At 53.3% G+C, this 22,206-nt stretch carries 11 protein-coding genes; 8 read left to right on the top strand and 3 right to left on the bottom strand.

Annotated features, from left to right (window positions below; genetic code table 11):
* Nucleotides 1-158 precede the first annotated feature (158 nt).
* From JIN87_RS06205 to JIN87_RS06190, 5 genes are all read left to right on the top strand, one after another.
* Complete coding sequence (locus JIN87_RS06205) at nucleotides 159-2,081, top strand: beta-galactosidase (RefSeq protein ID WP_200354671.1); 1,923 nt, start codon at nucleotides 159-161, stop codon at nucleotides 2,079-2,081.
* A 75-nt stretch (nucleotides 2,082-2,156) separates the two neighbouring features.
* Complete coding sequence (locus JIN87_RS06200; RefSeq protein WP_200354670.1) at nucleotides 2,157-3,560, top strand: sulfatase; 1,404 nt, start codon at nucleotides 2,157-2,159, stop codon at nucleotides 3,558-3,560.
* A 40-nt stretch (nucleotides 3,561-3,600) separates the two neighbouring features.
* On the top strand, nucleotides 3,601-3,735 hold the full coding sequence (locus tag JIN87_RS28545) for a hypothetical protein (RefSeq protein WP_267909361.1): 135 nt from the start codon (nucleotides 3,601-3,603) through the stop codon (nucleotides 3,733-3,735).
* Between the two features lie 133 nt (nucleotides 3,736-3,868).
* A complete protein-coding gene (locus JIN87_RS06195) occupies nucleotides 3,869-5,278 on the top strand; it encodes a sulfatase family protein (RefSeq protein WP_200354669.1) in 1,410 nt (469 codons plus the stop codon).
* Nucleotides 5,279-5,392: 114 nt separating this feature from the next.
* A complete protein-coding gene (locus JIN87_RS06190; protein ID WP_234033266.1) occupies nucleotides 5,393-6,958 on the top strand; it encodes a sialate O-acetylesterase in 1,566 nt (521 codons plus the stop codon).
* Nucleotides 6,959-7,289: 331 nt separating this feature from the next.
* Here JIN87_RS06190 and JIN87_RS06185 read toward each other — a convergent pair whose 3' ends face one another.
* The gene (locus JIN87_RS06185) at nucleotides 7,290-9,362 is read right to left on the bottom strand and encodes a BNR repeat-containing protein (RefSeq protein ID WP_200354667.1); all 2,073 of its coding nucleotides are present in this window, start codon (nucleotides 9,360-9,362) and stop codon (nucleotides 7,290-7,292) included.
* 252 nt (nucleotides 9,363-9,614) lie between these two features.
* Here JIN87_RS06185 and JIN87_RS06180 point away from each other — a divergent pair, with 252 nt between their 5' ends.
* A complete protein-coding gene (locus JIN87_RS06180; protein ID WP_200354666.1) occupies nucleotides 9,615-10,658 on the top strand; it encodes a LacI family DNA-binding transcriptional regulator in 1,044 nt (347 codons plus the stop codon).
* 193 nt (nucleotides 10,659-10,851) lie between these two features.
* On the opposite strand, the gene JIN87_RS06175 is transcribed toward JIN87_RS06180, so the two are convergent.
* Nucleotides 10,852-14,802 carry a TonB-dependent receptor plug domain-containing protein gene (locus JIN87_RS06175; RefSeq protein ID WP_200354665.1) on the bottom strand — a complete coding sequence of 1,317 codons (3,951 nt, stop codon included), beginning with the start codon at nucleotides 14,800-14,802 and terminating at the stop codon, nucleotides 10,852-10,854.
* Between the two features lie 832 nt (nucleotides 14,803-15,634).
* On the opposite strand from JIN87_RS06175, the gene JIN87_RS06170 reads away from it, so the two are divergent.
* The gene (locus JIN87_RS06170) at nucleotides 15,635-17,482 is read left to right on the top strand and encodes a DUF5060 domain-containing protein (protein ID WP_200354664.1); all 1,848 of its coding nucleotides are present in this window, start codon (nucleotides 15,635-15,637) and stop codon (nucleotides 17,480-17,482) included.
* 152 nt (nucleotides 17,483-17,634) lie between these two features.
* On the opposite strand, the gene JIN87_RS06165 is transcribed toward JIN87_RS06170, so the two are convergent.
* The gene (locus JIN87_RS06165) at nucleotides 17,635-19,209 is read right to left on the bottom strand and encodes a sulfatase family protein (RefSeq protein ID WP_200354663.1); all 1,575 of its coding nucleotides are present in this window, start codon (nucleotides 19,207-19,209) and stop codon (nucleotides 17,635-17,637) included.
* 236 nt (nucleotides 19,210-19,445) lie between these two features.
* Here JIN87_RS06165 and JIN87_RS06160 point away from each other — a divergent pair, with 236 nt between their 5' ends.
* Nucleotides 19,446-22,121, top strand: coding sequence for an alpha-L-rhamnosidase (locus tag JIN87_RS06160; RefSeq protein WP_200354662.1), 2,676 nt, complete (start codon nucleotides 19,446-19,448; stop codon nucleotides 22,119-22,121).
* Nucleotides 22,122-22,206: the final 85 nt, after the last annotated feature.

Below are 22,206 nucleotides of genomic sequence, written 5' to 3'. Positions count from 1 at the left end.
CCAACTTTATAGGGAGGTCGAATCTTTGGGGTAAACTTATACAGGGCGGCCTCTTGGGGTACACGCAGGCCGACTTGATTCTTGTCACCCGCCGATCTAGCCGTCGGCGGGTGTTCGATTTTGCAAGGCACTGTGGTGCTTTTCCCAATACAGTTTATATGAAATTTGGTGTTCAGTACTACCCGAACCATTGGCCTGAAAGCCAGTGGGCTGCAGATATCGCTAAGATGAAAGAAGTGGGCGTAAAGTACGTTCGCATGGGCGACCTGAGCTGGAGCGCATTCGAGCCCGAACCGGGGAATTTGGATTTCTCGTGGATGGAACGCGCGATCGCGATGATGGGCGAAGCAGGTATCAAGACCATCCTTTGTACCTGCTCGCGTACGCCGCCCCCTTGGTTGTATCGCAAGCACCCGGAGATGCTACCCGAGGACCAGCATGGGGTGACTCGGTATCAGGATGGTCGTTACGCAGTAGCGATGTCGCACCCTAGGTTTCTTGAAGAGGCGCTGCGAATCGACGAGGCAATGATCAAGTACTTTGCCGGGAACGAGAATATCGTATCTTGGCAGATTGATAACGAGATCGGTTGCCACAATGACTGTTACAGCGACCAAAGCATGGCTCAATTTCATGCGTACCTGAAGGAAAAGTACAAAACGCCGCAGGCCTTAAACGAAGCTTGGGGCGAGCATTTCTGGGCGTTTCAGATCCAGGAGTTCAAGGATGTGCCGCGGCCGCTGGAGAATCCACACATCCAGCTCGAATACCGTCGCTTCTTGTCCTCGCTAAATGTCGGATTTGGCAGGTCGCGCTACCAGATGATGAAGGCGGCGGATCCTGATAAACCGGTGACGACGAACTTCCAGAACTTGTATTGGGATCATACTGACTACCATGCACTCTCGAACGAGATCGACGTGAATGGCATGAACCATTATCCGGCTCGCACACCTGAGATGGCTCTCGATTGCCTGCGCGGTGACAAGGGAGAAGTCTGGGTATTGGAGCAACAGTCGCACTTGGCTGCCATAGATTCGCCGACTGGCTGGACACGACTTTGGGCGTGGATGGCGATCGCTCATGGGGCGAGCGCCTTGATCTTCTTTCGTTGGCGTCAGTGTCGTTACGGGTGCGAGCAGTTCGGTGATGGCTTGCTGCCGCACAGCAGTCGCGAAGGACGTTTGTTCAAGGAGTTTGCTCGAATGGGAGGTGAGTTGGAGACTCTAGCGGATGTGATCGAACTGACGAAACCAGAGTCAAAAGTGGCCCTGACATACAGCTACGAGTCGCGTTGGGCGGTAAAGGCGAGTGTCTACGGGGATGAAATCGATCCCGTGTACGAAGCGGTTGATCTGCACAAGGCCTTGGCAAAAGTTGTGACCTCAGTGGATTGCCTCGATCCGCGAGCAGACTTATCGAAATACCGTTTGGTGGTCGCTCCTAGGATGTGGCTGATTGATGATGCCGTAGCCAAGAACCTTCGCTCATTCGTCGAAGCGGGGGGCACTCTCTGTCTGACTGCAGGCTCTGGAATCGTGGATGAAGTTGGGAAGTGCTTTGTTGAACCGCGTCCTGGAAAACTCAGCGACTTAGCTGGGATTTGGTGTAGCGACTTCGTGGGTGCGGAAGGGCTGGATCTGAGTCTGGAAAGTGAGGCCGTGCCTAACCTGAATGGTTTGAAAGCAAGTGTCGCTTCCGATGAGATCAATCTCGAAGGGGCGGAAGTGGTTGCGACTCATGGAAGTGGTTGGCGCAAAGGGCTGCCTGCTATCACTCGTAATCGAGTGGGCGAGGGACAGGTGATTTATGTCGGCGTGCGTCTCGATGAGTCGGAAATGCAACCGCTTGTGAATTGGCTTACTTCGGAAGCGGGAATCGAGCAGGCGTTTGACCGAGTCGAAGGCGTGACTGTCTATGAGCGGGTTTGTGCCAACTACCGCTTACTCTTCTTGCTGAACTGGGCAGAGGAAACGAAGTCGATGTCGATCGGTAGTGGCTGGGTGGATGCATCGAGCGGTGAATCCGTCGACGGAGACGTCGAGATCCCTGCGACTGATATCAGGGTGCTGAAGCGGTAGTTTTTGGGGCTGGATGACGACATTTATATGAAAGCTAATGTGATGTTCAAATTTCGTTTTGGTGCTAGGTGGTTTATGAGAGCCAGTGTTTTTCTGGGCGTAGTTATCTCATGCCAGATCGTGTTCGGCGAAGAGAACGGTGGTGACTCCGTTGCGAAGCCGAATATCATTTACATAAATGCTGATGACTTGGGCTGGATGGATCTCTCAGTTCAGGGGAGCACTTATTACGAATCGCCCAATATTGATCGCTTGGCTCGAGAAGGGATGATTTTTACTAACGGCTATTCTCCGTCCTCCAATTGCACCCCTAGCCGTGCTGCGTGTATCACCGGGCAATATGCGCCCCGACATGGAATATACACTGTCGACTCATCGGCCAGGGGTGAGTCGAAGGACCGGAAACTGATACCAACTCCAAATACCACTGATTTGGACACGTCGATTCTAACGATGCCAGAGGTCCTGAAGGAAGCAGGCTACGTAACTGCTCACATCGGGAAATGGCATCTCGGACCCGATCCGCTTGAGCATGGCTACGATGTGAATGTGGCTGGAGCTCATTGGGGCTTCCCTCCAGGAAATGGATACGACAGTCCTTATGATTTCCCCAACTGCGTCCAGGAAGAGGAAGGCGAGTACTTGACCGATCGTCTGGGAGAGGAAGCTGTCCGCTTTATCGAAGGGAACAAGGATAGGCCCTTCTTTCTATCGTTCTGGACGCACTCCATTCATTCGCCTATTCAAGGGAAGAAGGAGCTAGTGGAGAAGTACGAGCAGAAGACTGCGTCGGAGGCGCACGATTATCCCACCTACGCGGCTATGGTTCAAAGTCTCGATGAAAATGTCGGTAAAATCATGGATACGCTAAAGAAGCATGGTCTAGACCGGAGCACGCTTGTTGTGTTTACCTCAGATAATGGAGGTGTGTGGAGATGGAGTAAGCAGTGGCCGTTGCGTGCTGGAAAGGGATCCTTCACTGAGGGCGGGATCCGCGTCCCGCTGTTTGTTCGCTGGCCTGGGGTGATTAAGGAAGGATCATCCAGCGAAACACCAGTAAGTGGTATCGACCTTTTCCCTACGTTTTTGGAAGCAGCTGGTATTGGCGTGCCGAAGAGAAAAGTACTGGATGGAGTGAGTCTCATGCCGCTTCTTAGTCGCGGTGAAAGCCTCGCTGAGCGTGCCCTCTACTGGCATTTTCCGATCTATTTGCAGGGGGCCTGTCCGGAGCGAAATGATGAAAAGTTCCGCACGCGTCCTGGTTCCGTTATCCGTTATGGGGATTGGAAGTTGCACCAGTCCTTCGAGGACGGCCGTTTGGAGCTATACAACCTGAAAGACGACATTGGGGAAAAACACGACTTGGTGGGGCGGAATCCGGAAAAAGCCGATGAGCTTCTGAAGCGTCTCAACTCTTGGAGAGAAAAAATCGGGGCACCTGTGCCAACACAGTTGAATCCGGATTATAGAGGGGATTAGCTGATGTCTCTGAGATGCTCATCCAGACGCACGGATGATCGTGGCGGGGAAGAAGGGAAACACGGATTTTGTTGAGATGTATCTCTTGGGGGACAAGGGACCTGTCCAGCGTTTGAAAGCAGAAGCGGATCAGTTGAGTGAGGAAGAAAAGGCCAAGCCGAAGCGAAAGAAGTAGGGCGAGAATGGTCTCTTCCAAAACTGGCTCGAACTTAAGCAAGGGGTTGCGTTCTCAAATCTAGACGCTAGATGGAGAGTCTCAATTATTCCCCCCTTTTCCTGCTCGATCTCTAGAAGCTCTTGCGATTCACATGAAGCAAACACGACGTACCTTTATTCAATCAACCAGCGCAGTGGTAGGCGCGTTGACGGTGCCAAAACTCATCTCTGAGGCTCAGGCCGCGAATCCTAGGAAAAAATACAACATCTTGTATCTGTGTTCGGATCAGCAGCATTGGCAGGCTCAAGGCTCTGTGGATCCCTTTTTCGATACGCCTCACCAGGATGCGCTTTCGGCTGAGTCGACGGTGTTCGAGAATGCATTCTGTACGACGCCTCAGTGCTCGCCCAGCCGTTCTTCGATGCTGACGGGGTTCTATCCCCATCGAACGGAGATGATGAACAATCACGGTGCCTCGGGCGGCACTGATTTGAAGTTGCCAACTATTGGCAGTCATCTGCAGGAAGCCGGCTACACGACTGCTTTGTTTGGGAAATGGCATCTGGGGCACAACGTGGATGGCAATGCCGGTTGGGACGAGGAACGGAAAAAGGGGCCGGATCCGAAGACAACTGAACTCGGGGTCGATTTCCTGGAACGGCGTGCAGAGGATGATAAACCTTTCGCCCTCTTTTTAATGTATTTGGATCCTCACGACATTTATTACTACAAGCCCGGAGAGAGTAAGGTGAAGATCGATGATGTGGATTTGCCTGAGTCGTGGGCAAAACAGGATTTCGAATCGGTGCCGCCGGTCCATCGCGAGTTTATGGAGTTGAACCAAGGCTCGTTTATCGTGGGTGGGGATGAAGACGATTGGAAAGGCTATCGCGACTTCTACCGCCAGAAGGTGAAACTCTATGATGACCACGTGGGGCGTGTTGTGGCGAAACTGAAGGAACTCGGGCTTTGGGAGAATACGATCATCGTAAACACTTCGGATCATGGAGATATGGATACGTTTCACCGCCTCGTTTTTAAGGGGCCGTTCATGTATGAGCATATGATGCGGATTCCTATGTCGATCCGGGTACCGGGAAGCTCGGGACCCAAGCGGACGGACTATAACTGGGTCAATGTGGATACGGTCCCGACTTTGATGGAACTTGCCGGGGCGAAGGTGCCTGATTGCCAAGGGCAATCGGCGGCTTCGATTGTGAATGGCTCGAAAGACGTACCGGAGCGGGATTACGTCATTGGGCAATATTACGGCAAGCAGACTTGGGTGAGTCCGATTCGAAGCATTCGTTGGGAAGGATGGAAGTACAATCTCTATACGGACTGGGGGGAAGAGCTCTACGACCTAAAGGGCGATCCGGAGGAAATCGAGAATCTGGCCAAGGACCCGAAGCATGCGAAGGTAAAGCGTCGCTTGCGGAAGCGGTTGGACCGGTGGATCAAGGAGAACGACGACCCGTTTTATTCGCTCACCACGACCAAGCTGGACCCCAACGAGGCGAAAACGATCTTAAGCAAGAGCAAGCAGGACGCTTCGGCATAGGCCGGAGATTAAATGTCCCAAGACTTTATTCTGTCTTCCTCAACCGCATCCATCGATAGTTGTCTATTGATCGCTAAGCGGGAGACGGGGTTTCTAGAGAATCAGGTAGAAATTATGAATGTACGTAGACTTGTAGTGCTGTTGCTAGGACTAGCATTGGGTTCTTCGAGTTTCGCCGAGTTGAGGCTGGCGAGACTTTTTTCCGATGGGATGGTTCTGCAACGCGAGCAGAAGATTGCCGTGTGGGGTTGGGCGGATGCAGGTGCGGAAGTAAAGGTATCCTTTGGCGGTCAAAGGCGGAAGACCAAGGCGAAGGACGACGGGTCGTTTATGCTCCGTCTTAAAAGAATGAAGACCTCAGCCGAGGCTCGTACCATGAAAGTGACCTCGGGTGCGGACGCAGTATTGGTGAAAGACGTGTTGGTGGGCGAGGTTTGGCTTTGTTCCGGGCAGTCGAACATGCAGTGGCCGGTCAAGTCAGCGAATAATTTCGAGGAGGAAAAGGCGGCGGCTAATTATCCGCGTATCCGCATGTTCTTGACGGATCTAACGGCGAATACCGAACCGCAGGCTGATTGCACCGGATCGTGGGAGGTCTGTTCTCCTGATAACGTAGGCGAATTTTCAGCTACTGCATATTTCTTCGGGCGTAAGCTTCATGAGGACCTGGATGTCCCGATCGGGTTGATTCGTTCCTGTTGGGGCGGGACGCCGATCCGATCTTGGAGCTCATTATCTTCTTTGCAGCAGTACTCTGGAATCATGGAGTTGAAGGCTACGATGGATTCTCAAGCGGAGCGTTTTGATGAAGCGGCTGAGGAGAAACGCTTCGCTCGTGTATTGGAAGATTGGAAGGCTAATGTTAAAAAGGCGAAAGAGGATGGTAAGAGCGCTCCGCGGAGACCGAGAAAGCGTATCCATCCGCATAAAAGTCAAAGGTATCCAGGAAATTTGTACAATGCTATGATTTACCCGTTGGTTCCCTTCGGTATGCGTGGTGCTATTTGGTATCAAGGCGAAGCCAACGCACACTCTATTGAAGACGCAGTGCTCTATCGCGATCTGCTGGAGAACATGGTGGACGGGTGGCGTTCGGACTGGGGAGATCGTTTTCCCTTCTATGCGGTCCAGTTGGTTAACTTTAAAGCTCCTCAGGTTGAGCCGGTCGAAGATACGGGCTGGTCGTGGATTCGGGAGAGCTTCCTGAAGTTTCAGGCGGAGGTGCCGGATACGGGCATTGCGGTTGGAATCGATGTAGGTGAGGAGAAAGACATTCACCCGAAAAACAAGCAGGACATCGGCAAACGACTGGCGCAACAGGCCCTGGCCAAAACCTATGGGCGTGACATCGTCGCTGGTGGTCCGCTCTACAGATCGATGGAGACTGTCGGTGACACGATAGTCCTAAAGTTTGATGACATTGGTTCCGGACTGGCATCCCAAGATGGAGCGGAGTTGAAGACCTTCGCCATAGCGGGCTCGGATCGTCGCTTCGTTGAAGCGGAAGCAAAGATCGTAGGTGATACGGTTGTCGTTCGCTCTGACGCTGTGCAATTCCCTTTGGCGGTTCGCTATGCGTGGGCGGATAATCCCGTCGGCTGTAATCTAGCCAACGAAAACGGTTTTCCAGCGTCGCCTTTCCGTACGGACGATTGGGCTCCAGTGACTGGGGAGAAGTAGTCTTTGAGAACGGGGGGCGTAGCGCGGTGCTTTAGCCCGCGGCCAAGGAGTATTGATGCCGCAGCAGCGACGCGGGCTAAAGCTCCGCGCTACGTCGTATGCATGACGCGGCAATTGAAGGTCACGCGTGTTTACTATTCTGATACCGTTCGCAAAGAGGAGTGATGATTTGCAGAATTTGAGGCGGTAATTTTTGTTTGGATGATGATACGGCCTTTGGCCTAGATGATCACTTCTGGTGAGCATGATCGAATCGGAGGTTTTATCATGCTGCAGAAGTGGTTGGTTTGGTTTTCTGCTGGGCAGGTGGCAACGACGGAGCGTTGCCCTCCTATTTATAGATTTCGATGTAGTCGATTTCTACGGTGCCTTCTATGTTGTTGCTGAAGTCGATGCGGATGGTGTTGATCTGGCCTTTCCAGTCAGGATCTGAGCGCATGTCGATCTCGAAGGTATGCCAGTCGCTGTTAGCGGTGGGGTTCATCTGAACTCCGTTACCAGCTTCGCCGCCTCCTTCGGGAGAAAAGTAGAGGAGCCAGTTTGTACTGGAAGTTTGGTTACGAGCCTTGACTCGGATGTGGGAGTATTGGTCCGCGTTGACGGATCCTTCGTTCATGCGAATGTAGGGATCCTTGCGATCTGCGGTCATTGTGAGTTTCAAAATTCCGTTTGAGATACTGGAATCGAGGTCTTTGGTGAACATGTTCTCTTCGCCGTCGTCCCAATCGAATCGCTTGAAGACAGCGGGAGCGGGTGGAGTCGCGAGGCGAAAAAATGAGGGAGTGAAGGCTGCCGCTTTCGACAGGGTGATGGGGCTTTGGATTTCCTCGGATAGAAACTCCCAATTTTCCTCCAACAGCTCACCTGTTTGACGTTGCAGGCGCTGGTCATTTGAGAGCCAAGAGACGGTTAGATCTTTGGTTTGTGGATCAATGGAAGCATCGATGAAGGCCTCGGAGATTTTGTAGTCGATCACATGAAGGGCGGTGGGTGTTTCTTCGCTATTGGGACTAGATCCTTGAGCGTAGGTAGAGAGGATTTGTTCCTGTTGCCAACGGCTGAAGTCGATGACGCCTTCGCCCCCATCCTTGAAATTGTTCTGGGTGAAAACTCTGCTCCAGGTCCAAGCGGTTTTGTCTTGGTTGGGAACTCCGTGAGCGATGTGTGTTTGGTTATTGTTGGTATAGACCAAGTAGAGGTTTTTATCGGAGTCGCCGATGAGGGAAGGGCGACTGCCTGTGAAGGCTAGGGCGTTGCTATGCCAGTCTCCGTTCGTGTCTCTCCAATGATGATGGTAACGAGTATCCGTTGTACCGGATACATAGTGTCTCATCATCGTGTGGATGGATCCATCGGGATAGGCGTAGTGCGTGCACTGGTTAATTGCGTTTTGACCGGGGGCAATGGGGACGACGGTGATGCCGGGAGTGTCGATCGTGATGACTGTGTCCTTCGAGTCGGTGCCTGTGATCGCGACTTGTTGACCGTCGTTATTGTGCCAGGTACGACCATTGTCATCGCTGTAAGCGTAGCAGAGATCGTGGTTGTTGGTCATCGAAGTCTTTGTGAAGACGTCGCGCCAGATCCAGGATACATGGAGACGAGTGCCGCCGTAGCTAATGGCATTGATGTAGGCGTAGCGAAAGGGGCTGGTTTCGCTGCGGTCGGTTGCGATCTGGTTGTCCCCGTTGTGGTCCCAAGTGTAGTTCCCTTTGTCGCGGGCGATAAATTTCCCAAGTCCGGTGGTCCATTGGTGTGTAGTGGCATCGTACTCACGAATCATGCTGTCGCCATTGCCGGAGGTCCAGTAGCGGAAGTAGAGCATGAGGTTACCGTTGGGCATGGGAACGAAGCGCGGGTAGGTGAAGTCTTCGATCTTGCCGAGGGGGCCGAGGGTGTCGGTATTCGCCGAGAATAAGGAGGCGTTCCAATCGACTTGATCGGGGTGGGTGGCGACGCCGGGGGCGGTGTATCGGTAGTTGAGGTCGGATTTGTGGTGGTCGTAGGTGAGGTGGATCGATCCGTCACCTTCTGCAATACCGATGACAGCTACGTTGTGGCTGTCGTTGTTCTCGATTTTGTAGTCTGTGAAACGGATGACCTGCCACTCCCCCGAGGGAAGTTTGCGACGGGCCACACAGATGTGGCGCTCGTGATCGTAGTAGGTGGCGTACTGGTAGCCGTTGAAGCTTTGCAGTGGCCACTGCTGGTGCGTCCTGCCGTTGATGGTGGTGCCGAACTTGGTGGATCCGTAGGGGGATGGGGTTTCGTCGGCGGGGAAGTTGAGGGCTTGCTCGTCGATGAGCGAGTCGCCGATTTGAAACACCTCGAGGGCGTGTAACGGCGAGAACAGTGCAGAAAAGCAGGTTGTTGCGAAAGCGATTAGATGGGGGCGGCTTAGCATGAGAGTCGATTGAGAATTCGGTTTTCGCGATCCGTGGTACTTGAAGTTTTGTACGGATTTCGCAGCTGGCTGTTAGCGTAGCTGGGATGGGGAAATCAGGGGATTGGCGTTCGGAGAAAATGGAATCGGCCCTCTAAGTTCCGTTCGACTTAATCCATTTGTATTGAATCAATTAGCTCCTTCAGGAATCGGCGAAGTGGGTATCTTCCCTGAAAGCTTGACCCAGAGCTAAGCTGGATAAGTGTTGATGGTGTGAAACCGGGTCACTCGCGTATCAACCAAGCAGAAATTGCTCGTGCCTTAGGCTTGAGCCAATCGACGGTATCCATCGCTTTGAAGGGGGATACTCGAGTTGCGAAGAAAACCCGTGATGCGATCAAGAAAAAGGCTGAGGAGCTTGGCTACGTTCCTGATCCAAATCTCTTCGCCTTATCTCTCTACCGTTCGCAATCGAAGTCCGAGAAGATCGTCGCGGGTTTGGCGTGGGTGACAAATTTCGATACGAAGGAGGGGTGGAAGGTCCATCGCATGAACCAGCTTTACCGAAAGGGCGCGGCGGAACAGGCGAAAAAGCTTGGTTACCAGCTCTACGATTTTTGGTTGGGCGACCCTGAGGTTTCTGCGCAGCGTTTTCGCCAGATTCTCTTGGCTCGGGGAATTCGCGGTTTGATTCTCCCGCCTCAGCAAAACTTCCATACCAGTATTGATTTCGATTTTTCCGATTTTGCGGCTGTGACCTTGGGGTACACCTTGCGAGAACCGGTTTTGAACATGGTTTCGAACCATCAACTTCGTTCGATTCGCTTGGCGTACCGGAGCTTGCAGAATCTTGGATACGAGAGAATTGGTTTAGTGATGAATGCTCATGTCGATGGCCGAGTGGCAGGTTCGTTTTCCGGAGGGTTCTTGAGCATGAATCCGACGCTTGAAGGCGATGGATTCGTAGCTCCGCACATGTACAAGGAGTTTTCCATCGAGGGTTACGAAAAATGGCTAGATAAGTGGAACCCTGATGCGATCATCATTAGCGGGGACTCCAGCGAAAAACTAACAGAGTGGGCTAAGGACAAAGGAATTCGCGTTGGAGAGGACCTCGCGTTCGCCGAACTCAACCTGATCGATCTCGATGGTAGCCACGCAGGAATCAGCCAATGCTCGGAACTGATCGGCAAGGCTGCCGCGAACAAAGTGGATTCTTTGTTGAGCCACTTTGAGTATGGAATTCCGGATACGCCACTCAGAACGTTGGTCGAAGGCGTTTGGGTGGATGGCGCGACAGCTCCCCCGAGGAAGTAGCGCGGTGCTTTAGCCCGCGGCCGACGCGTATTGATGATGCAGCAGCGACGCGGGCTAAAGCTCCGCGCTACGGCATGCCGCTTGCATGGCACGACTCTAGGCGTGGTACGACGAATATGTCCTGTGTTTCTAGATACGAAAAAGCCTTCGCTCCTTGCAGAGCGAAGGCTTGGAAAGTTAAACTAACTTGAACCTAGAAAGAGAAGGAGTTGGTTAGCTTGTAGGTAGTTGGGCGGTTGAGGCCGTAAACGTAGCTGCCATCTGCGTTGACGCGGGTGATGCGGAAGTCGTCACCTTGTCTGAAGAGGTTGTCTACGTTCAACTGGATACGCCAGTCGATCTTGTCGCCGCTGAGCTTGCCACGGTAGTTGACCATGATGCCGCCAGTGACGTGGGAATCGCCCTCGATTGGGTTGTCGGTGTCCTTGCGAACCACGAGGTACTCGTCTGGGTCGTTTTGGCCGTTACCGTTGCTGTCTGTGACAGGGAAGTCTGCTGGGAGATCGCTGTCTGGTACTTCGATGACGTTGTAGCCGAGGGCCTTGCCGCTTTCCCAGCGAAGGTTCGTTCCGAAGGAGAAGCCCTTCATGAAACCGTCGTGGAAGCTGTAGTTCGCTGTGAGGCGGGCGTTGTACTCGGAGATACCGTGATTGGAGATCCCTTGCTGTTGCAGCGCTGTCATTACGTCGCGTCCGAAAGCGGAGTAGAACTTGGCTGAGATGAGCGAGCTTGGCTGAGGGATGCCGTTTTCGTTGTCTACGATGTAGCTGTTGTACGGTAGGTCAGAGATCTCGCCTTCCCAGACTTGGAGTCCGTTTTCTGGAGTGATCTCGTCAGCGTCTTCTGGGCGAACGTAGTACTTGGAAGCGTCGTTGTGACCGTTTGTGTGGTAACCCTTGTCGAAGAACTGGTTCCAGTAGGGGGCACGCTTGCTAACGTATTCGAGCGTTTGGCTGTGAACGTTGTCGATTGCGTTCTCGAGCTTGGAAACGTTACCTGCGAGACGGAAGTTGCGATTTGGATTCCAGTTAGCGCTGAATTCCCAACCTTCTGAAACGGAGTCGCGAGTGGTGTTAACGTTGGTGGCTTGGAACCACTGCATGTCTTCCTCGTCGTGTGTCCATTGTGGAATGCCGCTATCTGGATCGATGATCTGGTTGCCATCGTCATCTAGCTCAGGGATGCGGTATCCATTGCGCTCAACGAGAAGGTTGCCTGCGTCGTCGATACCTGACACGCGTTCCCAGTCCTCGATGTTGAACTCGGTTGGATCGCCATTCATGAACTTCTTGTCCAGAGTCGTGAGGAGGCCGAGAACTTGGCGCTCGTAACCTTTCAAGCGGTCCCAAACGAGGTGTCCCATGCGCTCGTTTACTTGAGCGGTTTCGAAGTGGTTCAACTTCAGGTCGAGCCTGTTCTCGAAGAGAGTCATGCCGATACCGTATTCGGTTGTCTCACCGCCTTGGTTCGGGATGCTGCGACCGAAGCCGTCAACTGAAGGGGAGGTGAGGTCGAAGTTTTCCGACTCGTTGTAGAAGGCACGCAACCAAGGTGTGGCGTGGAATACGACGCTGGTGGTGGTGAGGTCCTTCGTGTTTTCGACGGTTGATTGCTCGTTGATGAGGCTGGTATCCCAATCGGAGCGCTCGTCGCCGTCGTGTTCGTAGTCCCACTTCGGTGTTGGGTCCTCTGGACGGAGGTAGGTGATGCTCTTCACTTCGTCCTCACGCCAACCGAGGGTGGTGACGATGCGGTTGTTCCAGAAGAAGCTCTGGAGGGAACCGCCGTAGCCGGATTGCTCAAGACCTGTGAAAGTGAGGGTCTTGTTGATGATACCAGGGCGGATGTCCAAACCGTCTTCAGAGGTGAGCCACTCGCCGCGGTGTGTGTTCTTGTTAGAGAAGTAGTGGTGTCCGACTGGATTGTTGAGGTGTGGACGGGTAGTGGATGGAAGACCTGTGATGTTCAGGGAGGTGTCCCCAGGCGCTACGGCATCGCCTATGTAGAAGATTGGCCAATACCAGCGGTTTGCGCTGTGCTGCTCGTTTGGACCCGTCTTGGCTAGGTCTTCGTTGTAGACTGCTACGTCACTTGCTCTCCAGTAGAGTCGAGTCTCTTCGGACTTGGAAGCGAAGCCAGTGAGGCGGTGCTTGCCGAGGAAGCCGAGTCGGTCGGACTTTTCTGTGAAGTCTAAGTCGTAGTTGGCCTGAATGAGGCCTGCTTCGCTTTCGAAGTCTTCGTGTCCGCTGATGTGACGGCCGTGGAAGAATGGGCGAAGGAAGTTCGGGTTTTCTTCACGGTTGGCAACCTGCTCTAGGAAGAGCATGTTGTTGGCTACGATTTCAGCGAGCTCGTCGGGAGTCTTGTCCGCCTTGGCTTTCACTTGGCGGAGTGTACCGCCTGCGTTGATGTGATCGATGACCTCTTGGGCTTGGATCACTGCTTGTTCGAGTGTTGGGCGAATCGTGCCGCCGCCAGTGAGCGCGCTCGTAGTGCCGTCGGCGTTCTTGAGGTCCTTGATGTAAGGGGCTCCGTAGAACAAGCCTGGGTTTTGGATGGCGCCTGGAAGGTAGCGGTTGACGTCGAGCGAGATCGCTTGTGTTTGAGCGAGAGGACCGAAGTTTTGGTCCTGGTTGTATTCTTCCTTCAAGTACGCGAAGGAGAGGTAGAGGTCTTCGTTGACTTTTTGCTCGAAGTTGAAACCGAGCTTTTTGCTCTTAACGTCGCGGTAGTTGCCGGGAAGCGTGCTGAGCTCTTCGTCCATGAAGGGAAAGATGCCTTCGTCCATGACTTGCGGGTCGGCGAAGGAAGATCCGTCACGGTTTTCGTAAGGATTGCCACTGCGGGCGAAACGTAGACGGGAACGTGGTTGAACCTTGCCGCCGCTGCCATTCGTTGGTTGGCCGCCTGTAGGGGTGATGGTGCCGTACATGGAAGTGTAGCCTTCTCCTGCTGGGCTCCAAGGAACCAACCAGTCGCCTCCTGAGTAGGACGCATCGCCAGAGTAGTAGCCGGTGAAGGCGCGGTCTCTGCCGTCCATGTGGCGGATCCACTGTCCATTGAACTCTTGAGGAGTTCCATCGGGATTGGTCTTGAGACGCTCGTCGTAAACGTAGTCGCCGGTGGCAACTGGCTTTCCGTTGCTATCATATGGCCATGATGCGTCGTGGATGAAGTTCCGCTCGCGGAACTCGTCGAGGCTCATGCTGCCATAGGTGTCAGGGTCGGAAGCTTGCAGGGCTGCGAGTTGATCGCCAGCATTGTTCCAAGCGTCGAGCCAATGGCTAACGTTGTCTTGTGGAAGGCGGTAGTTTGGCTTGCGGCCAGTGGCGCTGGTGGTTTCGAAGTAAGCGTCGATCGTTGTTTTCTCGAATGGCTTGTACTTGAAAGTCACATACGCCTTGCGGTCTAGATTCTCGGCGCTCTCGGACATGTAGCGTTGGTCGCTTACGGCACCTGCGAAGCGGACCGCTAGCTTGTCTTCGATGAGGGCGCGGTTGAAGTCCACTTGAACGCGGCGAGAGCCGAAGTTGTCGACCGAGAAGTCGACCTTGTTGATCTCGCGGCTGAGATGGGCCTTTTTGGTCGTGTAGTTCACGACGCCACCTGGCAGGCCGAGTCCGAAGAGAAGCGAGTTTGGTCCACGGAGAAATTCGGTACGCTCCATATTGTAGCGATCCATTGGGCCGCGTACTTTAAGGTAGTTCGCGGATTGGGTCGCGCGGCCGAGGCCACGAACGCGAACGGAGCTTTCGCGTGCATTCGGGTCGTCGAAGTCGCCACCGATGTATCCGCCGCCGCCTGGAGAGCTAACTGCCTGAGTTTCTGTGGTAAGGTCGGTTTCGACACCTGCCACCATGGAAAGAGCGGTATCGAGGTCGTCTGCGCCAAGGTCGTCCATGAAGGCGTCCGTTAGAACAGTGACAGAGGCCGCGACGTCCTTGAGCTGTGTATTTAAGCGACTACCTGCAGTAGTGGAGGTCGCGCGATAACCGTCATCTCCTTCACTTGTGACGGTAAATGGAGAGAGCTCGAAGATTTCGTCGTCTTCGGCTAGCTCATTGCTTTGGGCAGACATGTAAGCCCAAGGGGATGTAGCCGCTAGCGAGAGCGCTACTAAGCTACGTGTTGGGATCTTGTTCATAATTTTTGAAGCAGTTTGTATTCGGTTCGGGATACCCAGAAGAACTGCAGTTGCTCAAACCAATCGGCTACGCGGCAGTTGGTAGGTGATTGGGGAGGGGGATGGAGTTCTGGGGGGTAATCGAGTTTTTGGCCGGAGAATGTTCAACAATAGTCGCTGCGAACTTCGGTTGTTCGTATGAACAAAAAATTGAGGTGAACAGACAACGGTTTGGTAATCGATTCATATGAAGTTTGGTGTCGTAGAGGTGTTTTTGCGTTTTCTCATCGAGAATGAGAGGATTGATGGTTTGTTCTTTAAGTGAGAATTTTCTCCAAAGATAAAAACTGCCCAAAGATGGTTGTGAAGTCCTCATAGTAGAGAGACGGGGAGTTTACTTTGTTTTAGCTTCTCGTTGGGGCAAAATTGGAAAGCAAATGGGGCGATGACCTCTTGTCCTCAATTTTTGAAGATGGATTTGTGTTTTTGCATTCGAAGAAGTACTGCTTATGAATTGATTATTAATAATTTTCAATTGAGCAGAGAAACTTCGAAAGCGGAGACATTCGGATGCCGTATTCTAATGCTAGCTATCGATTTTTCTGATGGGAATAAATCGATCGAAATAGGGCGGTCGTTCGAACTCTTGGAGATCAGCCGTATTTCCGATCTGCCGGCGCCGGTGGGGCTGGGTTTCGGTGAATCTAAGGACATGCAAATGTGTATTGATTTCTAAATCCTTGGCGGGCGGCAGAAGCGCTTGTTTTATCTTGTTAGTGTGAGATGGCTCACACGACTGTTCCCCATTAAGTCGACCCGACTTGTTCTTCGCTTGTCAAAGCGCTACCTCGTCATGAATCCCCTCAAAGCCCTGTTCTTTCTCTCTGTCGCTGCTGCTGTAGCAACTTTGTCTGCCTCTCCGAAAGTTGAAGGTGAATTGCTCAAGTGGCATCGCGTCACTCTTACTTTTGACGGCCCCGAGTCCTCGGAGGATGCGGAGGTGAATCCGTTCCTTAACTACAGGTTAGTCGTCACGTTTCGTAAGGGTGATCGCCTGATGCGCGTGCCGGGCTTTTACGCTGCGGATGGAAATGCGGGAGAGAGCGGAGCAACTGAGGGTAACAAGTGGCGCGTCTATTTCTCGCCGGATGAAAGCGGTGAGTGGACCTACGAAGCCTCTTTCCGAACAGGTGAGTCGGTCGCGATATCTGACGACCCGGAGGCCGGAAAAGCGCATTCCTTCGATGGGAGCACCGGACGCCTTGTAATTGGTGAGACCAACAAGGAGGGGCCAGATTTCAGAGGGAAAGGGCGGCTGGACTATGTCGGGGACCGTTACTTACGCTTTGCGGGAACGGGAGAGGCTTTCTTGAAGGCTGGGCCCGACAGTCCGGAGAACTTTCTCGCTTTCGAGGACTTCGACTCCACTTATTCGTACAACCCCAAGAAGGCGTTTTTGAAGGATTGGGCTCCGCATGTGCGGGATTGGCAAGAAGGGGATCCGACTTGGCGTGGAGGAAAGGGTAAGGGGATAATCGGTGCGGTGAACTACCTTTCTTCAAAGGGGATGAATGTTATCTATTTCCTGACCAAGAATATCATCGGAGATGGACAGGACGTATGGCCGTATACGGACTATGACGAACGCTTTCGCTTCGATTGCAGCAAGCTGGATCAATGGGAAATTGTGTTTGAGCACATGACTCGCAAAGGAGTCGTTCTCAACGTGGTGACGCAGGAGCGCGAGAATGATCAGTTGCTCGACGGTGGGGAGCTTGGTCCTGAGCGGAAAATGTATTATCGCGAGTTGATTGCCCGGTTTGCCCACAACCCAGCTATCGTTTGGAATCTTGGTGAGGAAAATACGAATACGCCAGAACAGGTGAAATCCTTCTGCGACTACTTTGCGGCAAATGATCCTTATGACCACCCCAAGGCTCTGCATACCGTGCCCTACGGATGGAATGTACTTTACCGTCCGATGCTGGGTCATCCGACTTTCGAAGTGTTGAGCGTACAGACGCGTGATGACTACGATGTTGTTTACGCCCAGACCGTTAAATGGATTGAACGCTCACGTGCTGCGGGGCGTGAGTGGCCGGTCTTTATCGATGAAGTCGGGATGGCGTGGCAGGGCGTTGAGCCAGATGCCCAGCAACCTAACAACCAAGGTGTACTGCGTCGGATCGCGCTCTACCCGAGTCTGATGGCCGGTGGATCCGGAGTTGAATGGTATTTTGGATACGAGCAACCGCATAGCGACCTGACTTGCCAAGACTGGCGCACGCGGGATCGCTTCTGGGATATCGCACGTTATTCCATTGAAGTCTTTGGAAATTTGCCGCTCGGTGAAATGCATCCGGATAATGAATTGATCAACGCTCCAGCTGCTCCGGCGTATTGCTTGGCAGCGGAAGGTGATACCTATGCTGTCTATTTCGAAAAGTGGCAGGATGCGACGATTGATCTGCGCGAGTATCGAGGTCGCTATGAGGTGCGTTGGTTCAATCCGCGTACGGGTGAAGGGCCTTACACGGGAGAAGAGTGGCAGGAGCGTTATCCAAAGCGTCGTGTTGTGAGCTTGAGTGAGATCGTTGTGGATACGACCTACGTGTCGCGGCTGGGCTTGCCACCGTTCGACCGCCATCAGGATTGGTTGGTGATTTTGGATCGGGTGGAAACAGGAGAGGTTGTGAGGTAGAACCCGTTGTCCCTAACGGGCATTGGTGGATGCTGTGGCCGCTAGGGACAGCGGCCGCTACCCAATGGAAAAACGCGAAGACTTTCGTCTTCGCGTTTTCGTTTTGAGTCCTGTAACTGACGGGCGGTTTTCGCCGTCGAAATTGTTTCGCCTTAGATCTTTTGCTCGGCCAGTTCTGCCTCGCGTACTTGATCGATGGTGAGCATCGAGCGTTGGGCTAGGCGACGGAGTAAGCTGAACTCATCGCGCGTCTTGTCGATTTCGGGACGCGTGTAGCCAGGACCGAGATCGTCGAGGGCGCTTTGCAGGGTCGGCGGGTCTTGAAAGAGTAAGCCGTTATCCGCTTCTGTTGGGAACTCTGCTTTGGGGAAGTGGGCCCAATCATCACTTTCTATTGCCTGCTCGTAGCCGTCGTTTTTGAAGCGATCGATTGCGATTTGTCTTACGCTCTTCAATACGTCTGCGTACTCGGCGTCTCCAGCGAGGTTCACGCTTTCGCAGCCATCCTTGTAGAGCCACTCCTTGTCGTCTGCGGCGCTGAAGATGTACTTCCAATCCTTGTTGGCAGTCATGTAGAGGCCTAGCTGGTTTTGGGAGAATTGGCTGTGGACGAAGCGCTCGCTCGGATGTTGGTCTTGTAGTGTCTGAAGGCTTACTCCTTCGAGCTCCGCAGGTGCTTTGCCTCCAGCGATTTCCAGGAAGGTCGGGTAGAGGTCAAGTAGCGTGGAGGCTTGGCTGGCCTGTGCTCCGGCTTTGAAGGTGCCGGGGAGACGAACAAGCATCGGGATCTTGGCGGAGGCATCCAGCATCGAGCGTTTCCCGTAGCAGCCAAAATCGCCTAGCATCTCGCCGTGGTCTGCGGAGAAGACGATGAGAGTGTTGTCGATCTCGGGACCGAGGGCGTCGAGAAGTCTTCCGATGTGATGGTCGAGGTGTGATACGACACTGTAGTACGCCGCTCTGATCATGCGGGTGAGGTTTCGTGAGTCACCGGAGTCCATGTACTTGTAGCGGCATTGTACCTTGCTCCAGAAGTTTCGCTGGTCCTCGTAGTTTTCTGGCAAGTACGGGAAGTCCATCTCGTGCATGCGGTAGAGGCGAGACCAAGGAAATGGGCTTTCGAAGGGTGGGTGTGGTTTGATCCAGCTGCTCCAGAGGAAGAATGGTTTGTCCTTATCCCTGTTCTTCAGGAACTCTATGGAGCGGTCTGCGACCCAAGCATTGTTGTGAAGCTTGTCGGGGAGCTGTGAGGGCTGGGGCAGGTAGTAGTACTCGCTCCGGAATCCATGTGGATCTTGAACGTGGCCGTACCCGTTCTCTTCGAGGAAGTCGCGGTAGTCGTCTCGCGGTGAATCTCCTACTAGCTCTTCGGAGTATTCGCGGGATTGGAAGCCCCAGTCCCCCTTGCACTTGTTGAAGTGCATTTTGCCGATCCCGTGAGTTTGGTAGCCTAAGTCGTTGAGACCGTCCATGAAGCTTGGGCGGTCGCACTCGATGTAAACATTGTCGACGCAGCCTGTTTGGTGAGGGGGGACTCCTGAGGTGAGCGCGTGGCGAGCCGGGACGCACACAGGACTTGGCGTGTAGCAATGGGTGAAGGTTGTACCCTCGCGAACCAAGCGGTCTAGGTTAGGGGTTTTGATCTGACTATTGCCGAGTGCTGCGATGCAGTCTGCTCGCAATTGGTCTGTAAAAATGAAGAGAATGTTGGGTTTTGAATCTGACATTTTGAAAATGTGTTTCCGGTTAGCGACATGCGTCAGTCGCTTCCTTCGGATTTGGGCGGGATAGAGAAATACGTTAGGCAGGTCTCGTGGGACGAACTTAGGTTTGGGGTATCTTTTGTCCTTTTACGTAAATTGGAGGATTTGGAACTTAACCGTCCAAGAATGCAAAAGGACAAGAGAAGCGATGTGCGTCCATTGTCTATATAGGGAGTCTAAGCTACACTGTTTGGTCTCAGATGCTGAATGTTGATACCTCTACTCCCGATCGTGTTGTCGGTCTTCGTTGCGAAGGTGCTGAAAATCCGAATTTAGTGGAAACTCCATGCCCGCGCTTCTCGTGGAAGATTGAGTCGGGGCGTAGGGGAGCAAAGCAAAGTGCGTATCGGCTCCGGCTGAAGAGCTTCCCTGGGGCGGAGGAGGTGTTATGGGACTCAGGGGTTCTTGAGTCTGCCGAGTCGCAGTGGGTGATTGCTAGTGGTTTAAGGCTGGCAGCCCGGACTTCCTATGTTTGGCAAGTGCGCGTCTGGGATGAAAGAGGGCGTGCCTCTCGTTGGAGCGAATTCTCCAGCTTGCAGACTGGCTTGATGGGCGGCGAATGGCCAGCGGATTGGATTAGTGATGGACGGGTGGTTGAAGTGGGGGAGGCCCCTCCAGCTCGCTATTTCCGAACTGATTTTTCAATTCCGCAAAAATGCATTCGAGCGGTTTTGTATTTCTCAGCGTTTGGGATCGTAAAACCGTGGATTAACGGCGAATGCATTAGTGAAGACTGTTTTGCTCCCGGTTGGCCAGACTATCGGAAGCGTGTTTTTTATGTGTCTTATGATGTGACGGATGCGCTGCAGGAAGGGGTGAACACACTCGGTCTGATGCTCGGAGATGGCTGGTACAGTGGTACTTTGTTTTTGGATCATCAGTATGGGTCTACGCCCAAACTGTCTGCTTGGATCGAGCTGTCTTTTGAAGATGGAAGTATCCAGAGAGTGGCGACGGGGGAAAATTGGAAATGGAAGACGGGTCCGATCGTGGAGCACGGGATCTATTTTGGTGAGACCCACGATGCTCGGCTTGAAGATCTGAATTGGTCGCGTCCAAGAGCGCTGGATGATGCTTGGAAGGCCGTTAAGGTTGAGGAGACTCCAGATGTTTCGATCGATGCCCGCTTATCTGAGCCTGTGCGGCGGATTGAGGAGCTGAAGCCAATGGGCTGTGCTCGGAATGCTTCAGGTGCTTTCATTTACGACCTTGGCCAAAACATGGTTGGCTGGGTGCGTCTGAGAGTGGAGGCCGAGGCTGGTGATGATATCACGCTTCGCTTCGCCGAGATGTTGGAAAAGGATGGGTCGATCCATACGGCCAACCTAAGAACTGCCAAAGCAACCGCTCGCTACATTGCCAAGGGAGGTAGTGAAGTGGAGATCTGGGAGCCCTGTTTCACCTATTTTGGATTTCGCTATGTTGAGCTGACGGGAGTTAAAGAGCCGTTTGCAGATGCAATTACCGGGGTGGTGGTGCATACGGATTTGAAGCGGATGGGACGTTTTGAGTGTTCGAACCCGCTTCTCAATCAGCTGTATTCAAATACGCTCTGGGGGCAGAAAGGGAATTTCCTGGAGCTGCCCACAGATTGCCCGCAGCGCGACGAACGGCTGGGCTGGACCGGGGACGCTCAAGTGTTTTGCAACACCGCACTCTACAACATGGATGCCAGCAACTTCTACCGTCAATGGCTTGCGGCGGTGAGAGATAGTTTCGAGCCCGGTCCGGAGGGCGGTTTTGGCAGTGTCGCTCCTTACACTGGATTCGCCCGTGGCTCTGCTGGTTGGGCGGACGGTGGAGCGGTGGTTCCCTGGACTGCTTGGTTGCACAGCGGAGATCGGGCGATACTAGAGGAGAATTTTCCAGTCGTTTGCGAATGGGTGGATCTGATGCGTGAGTCGGCACCGGACGGGATCCGAATCAGCAAAGAAGGCTGGGGGGATTGGCTGGCCCCGTGGTACCCGCAGCTCGAAGCCCCTACGCCGTACCGAATGATCGCGACCGCCTATTATGCGTATTCAACGCAGATTGCCATTTGGATGGCGGAGGAGTTGGGTGAATTCGAGAGAGCGGCGGAGTACAGCGTGTTACTCGCCGAAGTAAAGACTGCCTTCCAACGCGAGTACATTTCAGCTGACGGTAAAATCGAGAGTGACGAGCAAACTGCTTACCTGCTAGCTCTCGGCTTTGACTTGGTGCAGGAGGAAAAGCGTGCTGCGATGGTAGAGCACTTGGTCAGAGCGATCGAGATCAAAGATGACCACCTCGCCACTGGATTTATTGGCACGCCGCTGATCAATCCGGTTTTGAGTTCGGTCGGTCACACGGATTTGGCTTATAAAGTCGTACTGCAAGAAACGTATCCAGGCTGGCTGTACAGCGTTAAGAACGGAGCGACTACGATCTGGGAGCGCTGGGACAGCTGGACGCCTGAAGAAGGCTTTCACCCGAAAGGGATGAACTCTTTTAACCACTATGCCTATGGAGCGGTGGTGGAGTGGTTTTACCAGACGGTAGCAGGAATTCGCCTCGACCCCAAGTATCCGGGCTGGAAGCGGTTCTTCATTGCTCCGGAACTGGGAGGGGGCTTGAGCTATGCGTCTGCGTCGCTGGAGACGCCGTATGGAAAGATCGTGTCGTCTTGGAAGCAGAGTGGAGATCGCTTCGAGATCGAAGTTGAGATCCCCGCAAATACTACTTGTAGCATTACGTTGCCAGTGAAGTCCTGCGAAGCTGTGTCAGAAAAAGGGGCTCCACTCTCAATCCATGAGGCGGTGACGGACCTCAGGGTGGACAAGGGGAGAGTATCGTTCGATATGTCCGCTGGGCGGTATCATTTCCAGGCCGAGCTTTTAACCGCGAATGTACGCTAATTAACGCTAATGACCTTCTGTGTTTTAACTATTCGCGACCATTCGCGTTCATTCGCGGTTCTCTCATTCTAACATATTCCAAGTA

This window comes from Pelagicoccus mobilis, assembly GCF_016595505.1.
Classification (GTDB): Bacteria; Verrucomicrobiota; Verrucomicrobiia; order Opitutales; family Opitutaceae; genus Pelagicoccus; species Pelagicoccus mobilis.
Note: the sequence above shows the minus strand (reverse complement) of the source record. Positions and strands in the feature narration are given on the sequence as shown.